Source organism: Pseudomonas sp. A0308, assembly GCF_044218815.1.
In the GTDB taxonomy this organism is placed as follows: Bacteria; Pseudomonadota; Gammaproteobacteria; order Pseudomonadales; family Pseudomonadaceae; genus Aquipseudomonas; species Aquipseudomonas iridis.
Window position 1 is genome coordinate 3725344 of sequence record NZ_CP162581.1, and the last position, 17137, is coordinate 3742480.

Sequence of the window (17137 nt, forward strand, 5' to 3'; positions counted from 1 at the left end):
GCATGGAAATGCGCGCAGATCTGCTGATTGTCGGAGCCGGAATGGTCGGCAGCGCCCTGGCGCTGGCGTTGCAGGACAGTGGCCTGGAAGTTTTGCTGCTCGACGGCAGCCCGCTGAGCGTCAAACCGTTCGATGCCCAGGCGCCATTCGAACCGCGGGTGAGTGCGTTGTCGGCGGCCAGCCAGCGGATTCTCGAACGCCTTGGTGTGTGGGAAGGCATCGCCAGTCGACGCAGCAGTCCGTACACCGACATGCATGTCTGGGACGGCAGCGGCACCGGGCAGATTCACTTCTCGGCGAGCAGCGTGCACGCCGACGTACTCGGCCATATCGTCGAAAATCGTGTGGTGCAGGATGCTTTGCTCGATCGTTTGCACGATTGCGATCTGGGCATGCTGGCCAACGCACGGCTGGAACAGATGCGCCGCTCCGGCGATGACTGGTTGCTGACCCTGGCCGATGGTCGGCAGTTGCGCGCTCCGCTGGTGATCGCGGCGGATGGCGCCAACTCAGCGGTGCGCCGCCTGACCGGTGTCGCGACCCGCGAGTGGGATTACCTGCATCACGCCATCGTCACCAGCGTGCGCAGCAGCAAGCCGCACCAGATGACGGCGTGGCAACGCTTCACCGATCACGGGCCGCTGGCGTTTCTGCCGCTGGAACGCGAGGGCCAGCAGGACTGGTGCTCGATCGTCTGGTCGACTACGCCGAGCGAAGCCGAGCGTTTGATGGCGCTGGATGAAGCGGCATTCTGCCGAGAGCTGGAGCGGGCGTTTGAAGGTCGCCTGGGCGACGTCGTCAGTGCCGATCCACGGCTGTGCGTGCCACTGCGTCAGCGCCACGCCAAGCGCTATGTGGCTGAAGGCCTGGCGCTGATCGGCGATGCCGCGCACACCATTCACCCGCTGGCGGGGCAGGGCGTGAACCTGGGTTTCCTCGATGCGGCGGTGCTGGCTGAAGTGCTGTTGCAGGCTAACGAGCGTGGTGAACGGCTGGCGGATGTGAAAGTGCTGAGCCGCTACGAGCGCCGGCGCATGCCGCATAACCTGGCGTTGATGGCGGCGATGGAAGGGTTCGAGCGCTTGTTCCAGGCCAATCCGCTGCCTGTGCGCTGGTTGCGTAATGCCGGGTTGAAGCTGGTTGAGCAGATGCCTGAGGCCAAGGCGCTGTTTGTGCGTGAAGCCCTCGGTTTGACGGGTGACCTTCCGGCACTCGCAAAACCCTGAGGCCTGCATTGAGGCTGACGGCCTCATCGCGAGCAGGCTCACTCTTAAATTTGGTATGCGTCCCTATGTAGGAGCTGCCGAAGGCTGCGATCTTTTGACCTTGATCTTAAAAAACAAAGTCAAAAGATCGCAGCCTTCGGCAGCTCCTACAGGGATTCGTTTAGCGCCGTGCAACATCTGGTAACTCCTTGCCCAAGTGTTCGATTGAGAACGTAAATGTGAGTCCTTATCATTTGGCCCACATTTCCCGACCGAAGAGACCACTCCCATGTTGGCACCCAAGCGTCTTCTGACCGCACTGGCCTTGACCCTGATCGGCAGCACCACTGCCCAGGCCGCCGACGAGGTGGTGGTTTACTCCTCGCGCATCGATGAACTGATCAAACCGGTGTTTGATGCCTACACCGCCAAAACCGGGGTGAAGATCAAGTTCATCACCGACAAGGAAGCGCCGCTGATGCAGCGCATCAAGGCTGAAGGCGAAAACGCCACCGCCGACCTGCTGCTGACCGTTGATGCCGGCAACCTCTGGCAGGCCGAGCAGATGGGCATCCTGCAACCGTTCACCTCGAAAACCATCGACGCCAATATCCCGCAGCAATACCGTGCCTCTAGCCACGCCTGGACGGGGTTGAGCCTGCGCGCACGGACCATCGCCTATTCCACCCAGCGAGTGAAGCCGGGCGAACTGACCACCTACGAAGCACTGGCCGACAAGAACTGGGAAGGTCGTCTGTGCCTGCGCACGGCGAAGAAGGTTTACAACCAGTCTCTCACCGCAACCATGATCGAAGTGCATGGTGCCGAGAAGACCGAGAAGATCCTCAAAGGCTGGGTCAACAACCTGTCCACCGATGTGTTCTCCGATGACGTTGCAGTGCTCGAAGCGATCAATGCCGGGCAGTGCGATGTAGGCATCGTCAATACCTACTACTACGGTCGCCTGCACAAGCAGAAGCCGGAACTGCCGGTGAAACTGTTCTGGCCGAATCAGGCGGATCGCGGTGTGCACGTCAACCTGTCGGGTATCGGCTTGACCAAACATGCACCACACCCGGAAGCCGCCAAGGCACTGGTCGAGTGGATGACCACGCCTGAGGCGCAGAAAATCTTCGCCGACGTGAACCAGGAATTCCCGGCCAACCCTGCCGTTGCACCGTCGGAAGAAGTGGCCGCATGGGGCAAGTTCATTGCCGACACCTTGCCGGTGGAAGTGGCGGGCAAGCGCCAGGCCGAAGCGATTCGCATGATGGATCGGGCGGGCTGGAACTGAGTCTGCTGATTTAGAGAGCAAAAGATCGCAGCCTTCGGCAGCTCCTACAGGGTGAGCACAATCCCACTGTAGGAGTTGCCGAAGGCTGCGATCTTTTTGCTTTTCTCCTTACACTCTACGTTTTTCCTCCACGAGAGTTCGCAAGTGGCCCACCCCGCCCAACGCCGCTGGTATCCCATCGTCTTCGCCATTGCCGCGCTGGTGCTGTTGCCCCTGAGCGTTCTGCTGCTGTCATGGCAGACCATCGATCAACAGATCTGGTCGCACCTGTGGGAAACCCAGATGCCGCGCCTGCTGGGCAACACCCTGACGCTGGTGCTCGGCGTTGGTTTCGGTGTGACGCTGCTGGGTGTGAGCCTCGCCTGGCTCACCAGCCTCTGCGAATTCCCCGGCCGCCGCTGGCTCGATTGGGCACTGATGCTGCCCTTCGCCATCCCGGCCTATGTGCTCGCTTTCGTCTTCGTCGGCTTGCTCGACTTCGCCGGGCCCGTTCAAACCCTGCTGCGTGAATGGTTCGGTTCCGGCCTGCGGCTGCCGCGTGTTCGCTCCACCGGTGGGGTGATTCTGGTGTTGGTGCTGGTCTTCTACCCCTACGTCTACCTGCTGGCACGCACGGCGTTTCTCGCTCAGGGCAAAGGCCTGATGGAAGCCGCGCGCGTGCTCGGCCAATCACCCTGGCAAGCCTTTTGGCGCGTAGCGTTGCCGATGGCGCGTCCGGCAATCGGCGCGGGCGTGGCACTGGCGCTGATGGAGACTCTGGCGGATTTCGGCGCGGTCTCGGTGTTCAACTTCGACACCTTCACCACGGCGATCTACAAGACCTGGTACGGCTTCTTCAGCCTGTCCAGTGCGGCACAATTGGCCAGCCTGTTGTTGCTGGTGGTAATGCTGGTGCTGTACGGCGAACGTCGTGCACGCGGCGCGAACCGGGCGAGCAACGAGCGACCGCGGATCAAGGCGCTGTATCACCTGCGCGGGGTCAAAGCTGTAGCGGCGATGAGTTGGTGCGCATTGGTCTTCGCCTGCGCGTTTGTGATTCCGGTTTTGCAATTGGTCGTGTGGTTCTGGCAGCGCGGGCGTTTCGATCTCGATGAGCGCTACGCCGGGTTGATTCTTCACACCCTCTATCTGGGTGGCATGGCGGCGTTGATCACCGTCAGCGTTGCATTGCTGCTGGCGTTCGCCCGACGGTTGGCGCCGACCCGGGCGATCCGCTCCGGGGTCAGCCTGGCCAACCTCGGTTACGCCCTGCCGGGCTCGGTGTTGGCGGTGTCGATCATGCTCGCCTTCAGTTATCTGGATCGCGAACTGGTGATTCCGCTTTCGGGCTGGCTCGGTGGTGCAGGCAAACCCTTGTTGCTCGGCAGTCTGGCGGCGTTGCTGATGGCATATCTGGTGCGGTTCATTGCCGTCGCGTATGGCCCGCTGGAAAACAGTCTGGCGCGTATACGGCCATCTTTGCCGGAAGCGGCACGTAGCCTGGGTGTCAGTGGGCCGCGACTGTTTTTCAAAGTGTATCTGCCGTTGTTGTTGCCCGGCACGTTGAGCGCGGCGCTGCTGGTGTTCGTCGATGTGCTCAAGGAAATGCCGGCAACCCTGCTGATGCGCCCGTTTGGCTGGGACACGCTGGCCGTACGCATCTTTGAAATGACCAGCGAAGGCGAATGGGCGAGGGCGTCGTTGCCGGCGCTGACCCTGGTTCTGGTCGGACTATTGCCGGTCATTGGTCTGATCCGTCGCTCGGCGCACCGAAACACTTAGTCGTCAGTCCTGAATCATGCGGCTACAATGCGCGGCATTCGGTGCGGTTCGTCTGACAGACCCGTTCGCTGGAAACAGCTCAAAGCCTTATATTTCGAGGCTTTCAGCCGTGCAGCGGCAGTCCGCACCCTCGCCACGCCCGGAAGGAGAAACCCATGGGACAGCGTACGCCTCTGTATGACCTGCATCTCGCCCTCGGCGCGAAGATGGTCGATTTTGGCGGTTGGGACATGCCACTGCATTACGGCTCGCAGGTCGAGGAGCACCACGAAGTGCGCCGCGATTGCGGGGTGTTCGATGTGTCCCACATGACCGTAATCGATGTTAACGGCGCCCAGGCCAAGGCCTGGCTCCAGCATTTGCTGGCCAATGACGTCGAACGCCTGCACCGCCCCGGCCGTGCGTTGTACAGCACCATGCTCAACGAGCGTGGCGGCATCGTCGATGACATGATCGTCTACCGCCTCGAAGACGGTTATCGTCTGGTGTTCAACGCCTCGACCCGTGATCAGGACCTGGCCTGGATGCAGGCGCAACTCGGCAGTTTCACCGTGCAACTGCACGAGCGCTCGGAGCTGGCGATGCTGGCCATTCAAGGCCCGCATGCCCGGCACAAGATTGCCGAACTGGTCACCCAGTCGCGTGCCACGCTGATCCAGCACCTCAAACCCTTCGAAGGCGAGACCGACGGCGACTGGTTCATTGCCCGCACCGGCTACACCGGTGAAGACGGTCTGGAAATCGTATTGCCGGCCAATCAGGCCCCGGCATTCTTCAACGATCTGGTGGGTGCCGGCATTTCCCCGATCGGCCTCGGTGCCCGCGACACGTTGCGCGTGGAAGCCGGCATGAACCTCTACGGTCAGGACATTCATCAAGACGTTTCGCCGCTGGCTTCCAACATGGCCTGGAGCATCGCGTGGGAACCGGCCTCGCGTCAGTTCATCGGCCGTGCTGCGCTGGAGGCGGAAAAAGCCGCTGGCGTTGCACACAAACTGGTCGGTCTGGTGCTTGAGGAACGCGGTGTTTTGCGTGCCCACCAGGTCGTTCGTATCGCCGATGTTGGCGAAGGGGAGATCACCAGTGGTAGTTTCTCTCCTACGCTAAGCAAATCGATTGCCCTGGCGCGTGTTCCGATGGCGACTGCCGACCGCGCCGAAGTGGAAATCCGTGGCAAGTGGTACCCGGTACGAGTGGTCAAACCGACCTTCGTACGCCATGGCAAAACTTTGATCTAACCTTTTCCGGCGGGCACCACCGCTGACAATTTCTTGAGGACACTGAAGATGAGCGATATTCCTGCCGACCTGCGTTTTGCCGAAAGTCACGAATGGGCACGTCTGGAAGCCGACGGCACCGTCACTGTGGGCATCAGCGATCACGCGCAGGAAGCGCTGGGTGATGTGGTGTTCGTCGAGCTGACCGAAGTCGGCAAAGTATTTGCGGCTGGCGATCAGTCCGGTGTGGTCGAATCGGTGAAAGCCGCTTCCGACATCTACGCCCCGGTCAGCGGCGAAGTGATCGCGATCAACGAAGAGCTGAGCGGTTCGCCTGAGTTGCTGAACTCCGACCCGTACGGTGCGTGGATCTTCAAGCTCAAGCCAAGCGACAAGGCTGAGCTGGACAAGCTGCACGACGCGGCTGCCTACAAGGCTGCCATCGGCGAGTAAGCTGAGCGCTGCACCCCAAAGCCCCGACTTGTCGGGGCTTTTTCATGGGCGATGATTTTTCCCTGTGGGAGCGAGCCTGCTCGCGAAAGCGGTCTGTCAGACACATTTGAATTGAATGACACACCGCATTCGCGAGCAGGCTCGCTCCCACAAGGGGAAAGGGGTTGCTCTGAAAATTGGCGGCGACATGGACTGCTATGCTGGTTTGACCGTATTTGCCTTGACGCCGAGCGCCAGCCAAGAGAGAGCCCGTCATGTCCCAGTTGCCGTCCCTGAGCCAGTTACGCGATCCCGAGGCCTTCCTGCGCCGCCATCTCGGTCCCGACGCCGCCGAGCAGCAGGCCATGCTCGACAGCCTCGGCCTCGGCAGCCGAGGTGAACTGATCGAGCAGACCGTGCCCCCGGGCATTCGCTTTAATCGCGCACTGGATTTGCCGCCAGCGCTGGATGAGCAAGCGGCGCTGGCCAGGCTGCGTGGCTACGCCGAGCAGAATCAGGTCTGGACCAGCCTGATCGGCATGGGCTACCACGGCACGCTCACGCCGACCGTCATCTTGCGCAACGTGCTGGAAAATCCCGGTTGGTACACCGCTTACACGCCGTATCAACCGGAGATTGCCCAGGGTCGGCTCGAAGCGCTGCTGAATTTTCAGCAACTGACCATCGACCTCACCGGCCTGGAACTGGCCAACGCCTCATTGCTCGATGAGGCTACTGCGGCGGCGGAAGCCATGGCACTGGCCAAACGTGTCGCCAAGTCGAAGAGCAATCTGTTTTTTGTCGACGAGAACTGTCATCCACAAACCATTTCCGTCGTGCAGACCCGGGCCGAAGGTTTCGGTTTCGAGTTGATCATCGGCGCTGTGGATAACTTGAAGCAGCACCAGGTATTTGGAGCACTGCTGCAATACCCCGACACCCACGGCGAGATCCGCGATCTGCGACCGCTCATCGATCACTTGCATGCCCAGCAGGCGCTGGCCTGTGTCGCCACTGATTTGCTCAGTTTGTTGCTGCTGACGCCGCCGGGTGAGTTGGGCGCCGATGTGGTGTTCGGTTCGTCTCAACGCTTTGGCGTGCCGATGGGCTATGGCGGGCCACACGCCGCTTTTTTCGCCAGTCGCGAGGAATACAAACGGGCGATTCCCGGGCGGATCATCGGTGTGTCGAAGGACGCCCGCGGCAACGTCGCGTTGCGCATGGCCCTGCAAACCCGCGAGCAACATATCCGCCGTGAGAAAGCCAATTCGAACATCTGCACGGCGCAGGTGCTGTTGGCCAACATCGCCAGTTTCTACGCGGTCTATCACGGGCCGGAAGGCTTGAAGCGGATCGCGCAGCGGGTGCATCGGCTGACCTGCATTCTGGCGGCAGGTCTTGAGCGCCACGGTATCAACCGGGTCAACGCACAGTTTTTCGACACGCTGACACTGGACGTCGGCGGCGCGCAAACCGCGATTATCGAAAGTGCCAAGGCTGCGCAAATCAACCTGAGGATTCTCGGCCGTGGCCGGGTCGCTCTGAGCCTCGACGAAACGTGTGACGAGCACACCGTGGCAAAGCTGTTCGATGTGCTGCTTGGCGCCGATCATGGGCTGATCGTCGACGATCTTGACGCTGAGGCGCTTGATTCCGGCATTCCAGACAGTCTTCAGCGCAGCACACCTTACCTGCGTCATCCGGTGTTCAACGCCCATCACAGCGAAACCGAGATGCTGCGTTATCTCAAGCAACTGGAGAACAAGGATCTGGCGCTCAACCAGTCGATGATCCCGTTGGGCTCCTGCACCATGAAACTCAACGCCACCAGCGAAATGATCCCGATCACCTGGCCGCAGTTCGCCAATCTGCATCCCTTCGTGCCCAGGGAGCAGGCGGTCGGCTACACCTTGATGATCGAAGAGCTTGAGCGCTGGTTGTGCGCGATTACCGGGTTCGATGCGATTTGCATGCAGCCCAACTCCGGCGCTCAGGGCGAGTACGCCGGGCTGCTGGCGATCCGCAAATATCACGAGAGCCGCCAGCAAGGGGCACGGGATATCTGCCTGATTCCGTCGTCGGCCCACGGCACCAATCCAGCCTCGGCACAAATGGCCGGGATGCGCGTGGTAATCGTCGAGTGCGACGAGGCGGGTAACGTTGATCTGGAGGATTTGAAGGCAAAAGCCGCCGAGGCTGGGGATAAGTTGTCATGCCTGATGGCGACCTATCCATCGACCCACGGTGTGTACGAGGAGGGCATCAGCGAGATTTGCGAGGTTATCCACAAGCATGGCGGTCAGGTGTACATGGACGGCGCCAACCTCAATGCGCAGGTCGGGCTGGCGCGCCCGGCGGACATCGGCGCCGACGTGTCGCACATGAATCTGCACAAAACCTTTTGCATTCCCCATGGCGGTGGCGGGCCGGGCATGGGCCCGATCGGCATTCGCGCACATCTGGCGCCGTTCGTCGCCAACCATCCGGTGGTGCCGATCGACGGGCCGCTGGCGCAGAACGGAGCAGTCAGCGCGGCGCCGTGGGGCAGTGCGAGTATTCTGCCGATCAGCTGGATGTACATCGCCATGATGGGGCCGCAACTGGCAGACGCCAGCGAGGTGGCGATCCTCGCGGCGAACTACCTGGCGCAGCATTTATCCGGTGCGTTTCCCGTGCTCTACACCGGTCGCAATGGTCGCGTGGCCCATGAATGCATTCTCGATTTGCGACCGCTTAAAGCGCAGACCGGGATCAGCGAGGAGGATGTCGCCAAGCGCCTGATGGATTACGGCTTCCATGCGCCAACCATGTCGTTCCCTGTGCCGGGCACCTTGATGGTCGAGCCGACCGAGAGCGAATCCAAGGCTGAGCTGGACCGGTTCATCGGCGCGATGTTGAGTATTCGCGCGGAAATCACCGAGGTGCAGAACGGTAACTGGCCGGCGGAAGACAACCCGCTCAAGCGTGCGCCGCATACCTTGGCGGATGTGACCGGCGTGTGGGAGCGGCCGTACAGCATCGAGCAAGGCATCACCCCGGATGCGCACACGAAGGCACACAAGTACTGGCCGGGGGTAAATCGGGTCGACAATGTCTATGGGGACCGCAATCTGTATTGCGCTTGCGTGCCGGTCGACGATTACCGCTGATTGCCCTGTAAGCATGCCATCCCCTGTGGGAGCGAGCCTGCTCGCGAAAGCGGCGTGTCAGTCACCGCAAATGCTGGCTGAACGATTGCTTTCGCGAGCAGGCTCGCTCCCACAGGGTTACAGGGTGGGGCTGAAATCCGGGCAAAAAAATGCCGCTCAAATGAGCGGCATTTTTGTCTGCGAACGACTTACTCGGAAGCCACGGCGTTCTTTGCCAGAATCGCGTTCGCCAGTTCCATGTCCGTCGCCTGCAGGCCCGGATTGTCGTTACGGACTTTCTGCATCGCAGCTTCCAGGTACGGGCCACGGATGCCGCCGTCGCTGGCAACGAAACTGCCGGCGTCGTCCTGCGCGGCGACGATCAGCTTGTGATCCTTGAAGGTCAGGTAGGTCGAGCCGGTGGTGGCGCCGGAGGAAATGACGTTACGCCAGAAGCTGTCGGCCATTGCCGAACCAACAGGCAGAGACAGCAGGGCAACGGTAGCGACAGCAAGTTTGAGACGCATGAGGGGGTGACTCCACTGGTGTTGAATGACTGGTTGGATCGTCATTTTCCCTATCCGGTTCCCTGAGCGCCTATTTCAGCTCACTTTGCGGCGTCACCCTCAGCACTTCCTCCACCGTCGTCAGCCCCGCCGCAACTTTCTGCGCGCCGGAGAGGCGCAAGCTGCGCATGCCTTCCTTGAATGCCTGGCGACGGATCGCCGTGAGGTCGGTGTCCGGGGTGATGAAGGCTTTGAGGCTGTCGCTAAGTTGCATGATTTCGTAAACCCCCGCGCGTCCGTGATAACCCGTGTCGCGACACTCCACGCAGCCGATGGCCCTTTGCGCGTTGCCCGGCAGTGGCGCCTGCCAGGGGCGAGTCAAGGTTTGCCAATCCTCCTCGTCCAGAGTCAGCGGTGCCTTGCAGTGTGGGCACAGGGTCCGCACCAGCCGTTGGGCCATGACCCCGAGCACCGTGGCCTTGATCAAGTAATGCGGCACGCCCAGTTCAAGCAACCGGCTGATCGCACTCGGCGCATCGTTGGTGTGCAAGGTCGAGAGCACCAGATGCCCGGTGAGTGCCGCCTGAATCGCCATCTCGGCGGTTTCGAGGTCGCGGATCTCGCCGATCATGATGATGTCCGGGTCCTGTCGCATCAGCGCGCGGACCCCGGCGGCGAAGCTCAGGTCAATGTTGTGTTGCACCTGCATCTGGTTGAACGCCGGCTCGACCATTTCGATCGGGTCCTCGATGGTGCAGAGGTTGACCTCCGGCGTCGCCAGTTTTTTCAGGGTGGTGTAGAGGGTGGTGGTCTTGCCCGAACCGGTGGGCCCGGTGACCAGAATGATGCCGTTGGGCTGGCGGGTCATGTCCTGCCAGCGGCGCAGATCGTCGGCGGAAAACCCAAGCTGATCGAAGTCCTTGAGCAGCACATCCGGGTCGAAAATCCGCATGACCATTTTTTCGCCGAACGCGGTGGGCAGGGTCGACAGGCGCAACTCCACTTCGCCGCCGTCAGGGGTTTTGGTCTTGACCCGGCCGTCCTGGGGTTTGCGCTTTTCGGCGACATTCATGCGCCCGAGGCTTTTCAGGCGACTGACAATCGCCATGGTTACCTGCGGTGGAAATTGATAGACGTTGTGCAACACACCGTCGATGCGAAACCGCACCGTGCCTTGCTCGCGACGCGGTTCGATATGGATATCACTGGCGCGCTGCTGAAAGGCGTATTGAAACAGCCAGTCGACAATGTTGACGATGTGCGCGTCGTTGGCGTCCGGCTCCTGATCGCTGGCGCCGAGGTTGAGCAGTTGTTCGAAGTTGCCAAGGTTGCCGTTCTGTTGATCGGCGTTACTGGCGCCGCTGACCGATTTGGCCAGGCGAAAGAACTCGACGCTGAAACGCTGGATGTCCACCGAGTTGGCCACCACCCGTTTGATCGGCAGCTTCAGGACGTGAGTCAGATCGGCTTCCCAGCCGGTCACATAAGGCTGGGCGCTGGCCACCGTCACCGAGTCGCGATCGACCGCCACCGCGAGAATCTTGTGGCGCTGGGCAAAGGCGTAGGACATCAACGGGGTGATGGCGGCAACGTTGATCTTCAGCGGATCAATGCGCAGATAGGGCTGGCCGGCCTGTTGCGCCAGCCACAGGGTCAGGCTTTCGAGGTCCAGATGCTTGCCCGGACGGCTGAGGTCGTCCAGTTGCTGGCTGGCGATAAACTCCAGCGGATGCTTCTGACCATGCGCGGCGTGGCGACGGCGGGCATTGAGCGCCTGCTCCGCCGAATCCTGGCTGATGAAGCCTTGGGCGACCAGTTCACGCAATACATCATTGAGGTCCAGCCAGCGGTCCTGAGTGGCAAGTTGAACGGACATGCGGGCTTTCCTTTTAAGCGACAGTGCGCAAAAGGATAGTCGCGGCCCCGCAGACCGTTGGGCCACTACCCGACGAAGCCGTTGCCGGATTTGTCAGCCGGCCGCTTGCGCCGGTTCAGCCCACGCCGTGTCGGTGTTCTGCAGATTCACCGAACAGACGCTGATCAGGTTACGAAGTTTTTCCGCAATCACTTGCGCGCGATGCCAGCTCAGGCCGCCCATGACGAGGTCGATCGACAACAGATCATCCATTCGCTGCACGTTCACTTGCTCAGGCGTAAGAAACTGCAACGCGAACAGGTTGAGCACGCGCACCAGCAGATCCGGTTCGGCCTCGGCGAGAATCTGATACTGCGCCAGGCAGTGGACGTTATTGACGTTCCAGACATCGGCGCGGGTCAGGGGTGTGTTGACGGCTTCAAGGTGCGGCATGGCGGGGCTCCAAAATCACTGGAGGAATTTTTACATTCGCTGCCGGGTATTTCTTATCTAAGATGAGCGTTATTGGCGTTTGATCAACTAGATCAATTCGCAGAATGTTCTGTTTGAGGTTTTTCTATGCACAGCGAGCTGGACAGCTACGACCGCAAGATTCTGGCTTTGCTGCAAGAGGACGCATCGCTCTCGAGCGCGCAGATCGCCGAGCAGGTGGGCTTGTCGCAATCGCCATGCTGGCGGCGGATTCAGCGGATGAAGGAGGAGGGGATCATTCGCGGCCAGGTGACCTTGCTCGATCGCAAGAAAATCGGCCTCAACACGCAGATCTTTGCCGAGATCAAACTCAACGCCCACGGGCGTTCGAACTTCACCGAATTCACCGAAGCGATTCGCGGTTTTCCGGAGGTGCTGGAGTGTTATGTGCTGATGGGCGCGGTGGATTTTCTGTTGCGAATTGTCGCGGCGGACATCGAGGCGTATGAGCGGTTCTTCTTCGAGAAGCTGTCGCTGGTGCCGGGGATACAGGAAGTGAACTCGATTGTGGCGTTGTCGGAGATCAAGTCCACAACAAGTTTGCCGGTTTGAGGTGAGGCTGCTGGCCTCATCGCTGGCAAGCCAGCTCCCACAGGTTTTGTGTTGAAACACAAATTACATTTCAACATCAAACCCTGTGGGAGCTGGCTTGCCAGCGATGGCGGTATTACATACGCAGCAGCATTTTCCACGCGCGGTTCTGGTAAACCGCAATCGCCTGCTGCTTGCGTGCATCGAGCAGTTCGTCAGTGATTGTCGGCTCGTTGGCCAACTGCGCCAGCTTGTTCAGCTCGCCGTACAGGCGATCCATTTCCGGGATCTCCAGTACATTGCGGGCGTGGTGCAGCCAGACCTGAATGCGCTCGATACGCGGCAGCTGTTCAGCCAGATCTTCCGGCTGCTGCTGATAGCGCTGCAATTGCAGGGCCGTGGCTTCTTCGCCGAGCAGACGCGGCAACCAGCTGTGCAACTGCGCGCCACCCTGACGGTTGCCACGCACGTTACGATCAGCCGTCCAGGTGCGAGCCAGCAACCAGCGCGAAGCCGTCAGCGAGAACAGGCCCCAGCGTGGGTCTTCCAGCTCTTCGAGGAACTGCTCCGGCGCGGCTTTGCGCACATCTTCGTCTTCGATACCCACCTGAACCAGCGGACGCCAGTCTTCCAGCAGTGCGTCGAGAGCCACGCGCAGGTCGTGGGTCGAAGGACGCGGTGCGGCCTGGCCGAGGCTGCTGAGCAGAGCGCGCATTTCGGCAAGGTTCTCGACCCAGTCCTGCAACAAACGCCAGTGACCGTTGAAACGATACTGTTCGGCCAGACGCTGGCTGCTGCCGAGCAAATGCCAGCACAGGGCGGCGAAAGCGTCGTCCAGCTGGGTTTCGACCGTCAGTTGTGGCGCCGGAAGGCTCAGCGAGTAGCTGTTGGCGTCGTACAGACGATAGCCGCGCTCTGCCTTGCTGATGTCGCACGGCATCAGGGCCAGGGTTTGCGCCAGTTCAGCGGCCAGTTCCAGCAACGCTTCAGGCTCGCCTTCGCGCAGTTCCAGTTCCAGCTCACAGATTTCTTCTTTCTGTTTGCCAACCACGACATGACCCAGATCCAGCGCCGCTTCAATGACCACTTTGCTCTTGCCGCGGCCCCAGGCGATTTCGGCGCGCTCGCGGACGAAATCGGTGGTGAAGATCGGCTTCAGGGTTTTCTTGTCCAGCTCGGCCAGCGACTCTGGCCAGCATTCGCCGTCGAGTTTCTTCACGTCGAGCTTGGCTTTGGGCAGTTTCCAGTCGTACTCGTTACGCTCGGACAGACCGGCGACACTCTGGCCACGGGTCTTGAGGGTCTGAATCACCTCATCGCCGTCCTTGCGCAGGCGCAGGGCGACTTTGGCCTGGGCCAGATCGCGCTCCGGGGTGTCGAAGTACTGGTTCATCAACTCACGGCGTTCCCAGCCACTTTTGTTGCGTTTTTTCAGAAGAGGGTGCTCGCGCAGGGCAGCGAGGGTTTCGCGGCTGACGCGGAGTTTGATTTCGGTTTCTTTCTGCATGGCCGGAAAATCCAGGATCGGGAGCGCAGCCGGGGAATATGTGGCTGCCAAGGCCGTGCAGTGTACAGGACTGATTCGTCCTACGCCCTGCGGCGGTTTATTCCTGACGCCGGATGGTTCTATGATGGACTTCAAATCGGGAGTTGGAGTCAGCGATGCCTTTGCCATCCATGCAAGACCAGTTCGCTGCGCTGATTGCCGCGCCATCGGTCAGCTGCACCCAGCCGAGCCTCGATCAGTCCAACCGGGCGGTGATCGATTTGCTCGCGGGATGGCTGGGTGATCTGGGGTTCAGCTGTGATATCCAGCAGGTCAGCCCCGGCAAATTCAATCTGCTCGCCAGTTTCGGCAGCGGCCCCGGCGGTCTGGTGCTGGCCGGGCACAGCGACACGGTGCCGTACGACGACGCCTTATGGCACACCGATCCGCTGAAACTCACAGAAGTCGACGGCCGTTGGGTCGGTTTGGGCAGTTGCGACATGAAGGGCTTCTTCGCCCTGATCATCGAAGCCGTGCTGCCGCTGCTCGATCAGCCGTTCAAGCAACCGCTGCTGATCCTCGCCACCTGTGACGAAGAAAGCTCGATGTCCGGCGCCCGCGCGCTGGCCGAGGCTGGACGACCGCTGGGCCGCGCGGCAGTGATCGGCGAGCCGACCGGGCTCAAGCCGATTCGCATGCACAAAGGCATCATGATGGAGCGCATCGACATCCTTGGGCAGAGCGGGCACTCGTCGGACCCGCGCCTGGGGCACAGCGCCCTTGAGGCCATGCATGATGCCATCGGCGAACTGCGCGGCCTGCGCCTGCTGTGGCAGCGCGAATACAACAATCCGCAATTCAGCGTGCCGCAACCGACCATGAATTTCGGCTGCATCCATGGTGGCGACAACCCCAACCGTATCTGCGGCCAGTGTTCGCTGGAGTTCGACCTGCGGCCGTTGCCGGGTATGGACCCGAAAGTCCTGCGGGCGGAAATTCTGCGCAAGCTCAACCCGGTTGCCGAGCGGCATCAGGTGAAGATCGACTACAAGCCATTGTTCCCGGAAGTGCCGTCATTTGAGCAGGACGCGGACGCCGAATTGGTGCGTATTGCCGAAAAGCTCACCGGCCACACTGCCGAAGCAGTAGCGTTCGGCACCGAAGCGCCTTATCTTCAGCGTCTTGGCTGCGAAACCATCGTACTTGGCCCCGGTGATATTGCCTGTGCGCATCAACCGGGCGAATACCTTGAAATGTCACGTTTGCAGCCTACCGTGCATCTATTGCGACAGTTGATTGAACATTACTGCCTGACCCCGGACAAACCATGATGTACCCCTGTGGGAGCGAGCCTGCTCGCAAAGCAGTCGTGTCAATCAACATTGATGTATCTGACACACCGCGTTCGCGAGCAGGCTCGCTCCCACAAGGGATCCATGTTTTACCTGACCGAACGCTGTAAATTGCCTGCAACCCAACCCGTATTCATGAGGAGAGCGCGCGTGTCGCCAAGCCTGTTCCGACGATAACCATCAGCCCGCTGTGCGTTTTCCGTTTCGCCCTTTTTTCCGGCTGCTATTTATTACAGGCCCAGGTTCATGCCCGAATACGTTAATTGGCTTCGTCACGCTTCTCCCTACATCAATGCCCACCGCGATTGCACCTTCGTCGTCATGCTGCCCGGCGACGGCGTGGATCATCCGAATTTCGGCAACATCGTCCACGACCTGGTGCTGCTGCACAGCCTCGGCGTGCGGTTGGTGCTGGTGCATGGTTCGCGCCCACAAATTGAAACCCGCCTCGCCGCCCGCGGCCTGACTCCGCATTACCACCACGGCATGCGCATCACCGATGCCGCGACCCTTGAGTGTGTGATCGATGCGGTCGGCCAGTTGCGCATCGCCATCGAAGCGCGGTTGTCGATGGACATGGCTTCGTCGCCGATGCAGGGCTCGCGCCTGCGCGTGGCCAGCGGCAACCTCGTTACCGCGCGACCAATCGGTGTACTGGAAGGTATCGACTATCACCACACCGGTGAAGTGCGCCGGGTCGACCGCAAGGGTATCAATCGTTTGCTCGATGAGCGTTCGATCGTGCTGCTGTCGCCGCTGGGCTATTCGCCGACCGGGGAAATCTTCAACCTCGCCTGCGAAGACGTCGCCACCCGCGCCGCCATCGATCTGGGTGCAGACAAATTGCTGCTGTTCGGCGCTGACCTCGGCCTGATCGACGAGAACGGCAAACTGGTGCGTGAGCTGCGTCCACAACAAGTGCCGGCGCACTTGCAGCGTCTGGGCAGCAGCAATTATCAAGCGGAACTGCTGGATGCCGCCGCCGAAGCCTGCCGAGGCGGTGTGGCGCGCAGCCACATCGTCAGTTACGTCGAGGATGGCGCACTGCTGACCGAGCTGTTCACCCGTGACGGTGGCGGCACGCTGGTTGCCCAGGAGCAATTCGAACTGGTGCGCGAGGCGGCGATTGAAGACGTCGGCGGTTTGCTTGACCTGATCAGCCCGCTGGAAGAGCAGGGGATTCTGGTACGTCGTTCGCGTGAAGTGCTGGAGCGTGAGATCGAGCAGTTCAGCGTGGTCGAGCGCGAAGGCATGATCATCGCTTGTGCGGCGCTGTATCAGATTGCTGATTCGGATGCGGGTGAACTGGCGTGTCTGGCAGTGAACCCGGAGTATCGCCATGGCCGGCGCGGCGACGAATTGCTGGAGCGCATCGAGACCCGTGCCCGTGCGCAGGGCTTGAAGACGCTGTTCGTGCTTACCACACGGACCGCGCACTGGTTCCGCGAGCGTGGTTTCGAACCGAGCAGTGTTGAGCGTCTGCCAGCGGCTCGGGCGTCGCTGTACAACTATCAACGTAATTCGAAGATCTTCGAAAAGACCCTTTGATTCATCAGGGCGTGGCGAGTGGGGGCAGGCTGCAAGGTCCCCACATCGCGACACCTGCGCATTTCAATCTGAACCTCTCCTTCTGATTCCCCTCGCTGAAAACCATGACTGGAATGACTTGTTGCATTCCGGCAAGAACGGCGGCTGCGCCGTGCCTGCAAAAAACCTACCGACACACAAACTGTAACAATTGATCTGGATAGTGCCCCGGGCTGGCTGCTGGGGTGATGGAACTGTTACAGGATTGCTTCAGGGCAAATGGGCTTAAACAGGGCAGCTTAATACCTTTCAGGAATTGACCGGCGCGTTGTTATGGGCGGCACCAGAGCG

At 60.7% G+C, this 17137-nt stretch carries 13 protein-coding genes; 9 read left to right on the forward strand and 4 right to left on the reverse strand.

The features are described from left to right. Positions 1 to 8 precede the first annotated feature (8 nt). The 6 genes from AB4P92_RS17190 to gcvP all read left to right on the forward strand — a co-directional run bounded on the left by AB4P92_RS17190 (position 9) and on the right by gcvP (position 9058). Positions 9 to 1226, forward strand: coding sequence for a 2-octaprenyl-3-methyl-6-methoxy-1,4-benzoquinol hydroxylase (locus AB4P92_RS17190; protein WP_181818472.1), 1218 nt, complete (start codon positions 9 to 11; stop codon positions 1224 to 1226). 268 nt (positions 1227 to 1494) lie between these two features. Next, positions 1495 to 2499: an extracellular solute-binding protein gene (locus AB4P92_RS17195; protein WP_042561659.1), complete on the forward strand. Its 1005-nt coding sequence runs from the start codon at positions 1495 to 1497 to the stop codon at positions 2497 to 2499. A 144-nt stretch (positions 2500 to 2643) separates the two neighbouring features. Further along, a complete protein-coding gene (locus AB4P92_RS17200) occupies positions 2644 to 4260 on the forward strand; it encodes an iron ABC transporter permease (RefSeq protein WP_047304070.1) in 1617 nt (538 codons plus the stop codon). Positions 4261 to 4415: 155 nt separating this feature from the next. Then, on the forward strand, positions 4416 to 5498 hold the full coding sequence (gcvT, locus tag AB4P92_RS17205) for a glycine cleavage system aminomethyltransferase GcvT (protein WP_042561657.1): 1083 nt from the start codon (positions 4416 to 4418) through the stop codon (positions 5496 to 5498). A 48-nt stretch (positions 5499 to 5546) separates the two neighbouring features. Next, positions 5547 to 5930 (forward strand): glycine cleavage system protein GcvH, encoded by a 384-nt coding sequence (gene gcvH / locus AB4P92_RS17210; RefSeq protein WP_047304068.1) that lies wholly within the window; start codon positions 5547 to 5549, stop codon positions 5928 to 5930. A 254-nt stretch (positions 5931 to 6184) separates the two neighbouring features. After that, positions 6185 to 9058 carry an aminomethyl-transferring glycine dehydrogenase gene (gcvP, locus tag AB4P92_RS17215; protein ID WP_261735562.1) on the forward strand — a complete coding sequence of 958 codons (2874 nt, stop codon included), beginning with the start codon at positions 6185 to 6187 and terminating at the stop codon, positions 9056 to 9058. 188 nt (positions 9059 to 9246) lie between these two features. Here gcvP and AB4P92_RS17220 read toward each other — a convergent pair whose 3' ends face one another. The 3 genes from AB4P92_RS17220 to AB4P92_RS17230 form a co-directional block, all read right to left on the reverse strand. Further along, complete coding sequence (locus AB4P92_RS17220; protein ID WP_210623142.1) at positions 9247 to 9564, reverse strand: DUF2388 domain-containing protein; 318 nt, start codon at positions 9562 to 9564, stop codon at positions 9247 to 9249. A gap of 70 nt (positions 9565 to 9634) precedes the next feature. After that, a complete protein-coding gene (locus tag AB4P92_RS17225) occupies positions 9635 to 11419 on the reverse strand; it encodes a GspE/PulE family protein (protein WP_150616805.1) in 1785 nt (594 codons plus the stop codon). A gap of 93 nt (positions 11420 to 11512) precedes the next feature. Next, positions 11513 to 11851, reverse strand: coding sequence for a hypothetical protein (locus tag AB4P92_RS17230; protein WP_395597917.1), 339 nt, complete (start codon positions 11849 to 11851; stop codon positions 11513 to 11515). A 126-nt stretch (positions 11852 to 11977) separates the two neighbouring features. On the opposite strand from AB4P92_RS17230, the gene AB4P92_RS17235 reads away from it, so the two are divergent. Continuing rightward, on the forward strand, positions 11978 to 12442 hold the full coding sequence (locus AB4P92_RS17235) for an Lrp/AsnC family transcriptional regulator (RefSeq protein WP_016983809.1): 465 nt from the start codon (positions 11978 to 11980) through the stop codon (positions 12440 to 12442). A 115-nt stretch (positions 12443 to 12557) separates the two neighbouring features. On the opposite strand, the gene AB4P92_RS17240 is transcribed toward AB4P92_RS17235, so the two are convergent. Next, on the reverse strand, positions 12558 to 13928 hold the full coding sequence (locus AB4P92_RS17240) for an inorganic triphosphatase (protein WP_042561651.1): 1371 nt from the start codon (positions 13926 to 13928) through the stop codon (positions 12558 to 12560). Between the two features lie 155 nt (positions 13929 to 14083). Between AB4P92_RS17240 and argE the strand changes: the two genes are divergently transcribed. Together argE and argA are read left to right on the forward strand one after the other, a co-directional pair. Beyond that, entirely contained in the window at positions 14084 to 15238 is a 1155-nt protein-coding gene (gene argE, locus AB4P92_RS17245; RefSeq protein WP_047304056.1) for an acetylornithine deacetylase, read from the forward strand. A gap of 267 nt (positions 15239 to 15505) precedes the next feature. Beyond that, on the forward strand, positions 15506 to 16807 hold the full coding sequence (argA, locus tag AB4P92_RS17250) for an amino-acid N-acetyltransferase (protein WP_042561649.1): 1302 nt from the start codon (positions 15506 to 15508) through the stop codon (positions 16805 to 16807). The last annotated feature ends 330 nt before the right edge of the window (positions 16808 to 17137 follow it).

What these genes read in the sequence shown, in the direction of transcription:
- AB4P92_RS17190 (WP_181818472.1), top strand. Translation starts at nt 9, where the DNA reads ATGCGCGCAGATCTGCTGATTGTCGGAGCCGGAATGGTCGGCAGCGCC.
- AB4P92_RS17195 (WP_042561659.1), top strand. Translation starts at nt 1,495, where the DNA reads ATGTTGGCACCCAAGCGTCTTCTGACCGCACTGGCCTTGACCCTGATC.
- gcvT (WP_042561657.1), top strand. Translation starts at nt 4,416, where the DNA reads ATGGGACAGCGTACGCCTCTGTATGACCTGCATCTCGCCCTCGGCGCG.
- gcvH (WP_047304068.1), top strand. Translation starts at nt 5,547, where the DNA reads ATGAGCGATATTCCTGCCGACCTGCGTTTTGCCGAAAGTCACGAATGG.
- gcvP (WP_261735562.1), top strand. Translation starts at nt 6,185, where the DNA reads ATGTCCCAGTTGCCGTCCCTGAGCCAGTTACGCGATCCCGAGGCCTTC.
- AB4P92_RS17220 (WP_210623142.1), bottom strand. Translation starts at nt 9,564, where the DNA reads ATGCGTCTCAAACTTGCTGTCGCTACCGTTGCCCTGCTGTCTCTGCCT.
- AB4P92_RS17225 (WP_150616805.1), bottom strand. Translation starts at nt 11,419, where the DNA reads ATGTCCGTTCAACTTGCCACTCAGGACCGCTGGCTGGACCTCAATGAT.
- AB4P92_RS17230 (WP_395597917.1), bottom strand. Translation starts at nt 11,851, where the DNA reads ATGCCGCACCTTGAAGCCGTCAACACACCCCTGACCCGCGCCGATGTC.
- AB4P92_RS17235 (WP_016983809.1), top strand. Translation starts at nt 11,978, where the DNA reads ATGCACAGCGAGCTGGACAGCTACGACCGCAAGATTCTGGCTTTGCTG.
- AB4P92_RS17240 (WP_042561651.1), bottom strand. Translation starts at nt 13,928, where the DNA reads ATGCAGAAAGAAACCGAAATCAAACTCCGCGTCAGCCGCGAAACCCTC.
- argE (WP_047304056.1), top strand. Translation starts at nt 14,084, where the DNA reads ATGCCTTTGCCATCCATGCAAGACCAGTTCGCTGCGCTGATTGCCGCG.
- argA (WP_042561649.1), top strand. Translation starts at nt 15,506, where the DNA reads ATGCCCGAATACGTTAATTGGCTTCGTCACGCTTCTCCCTACATCAAT.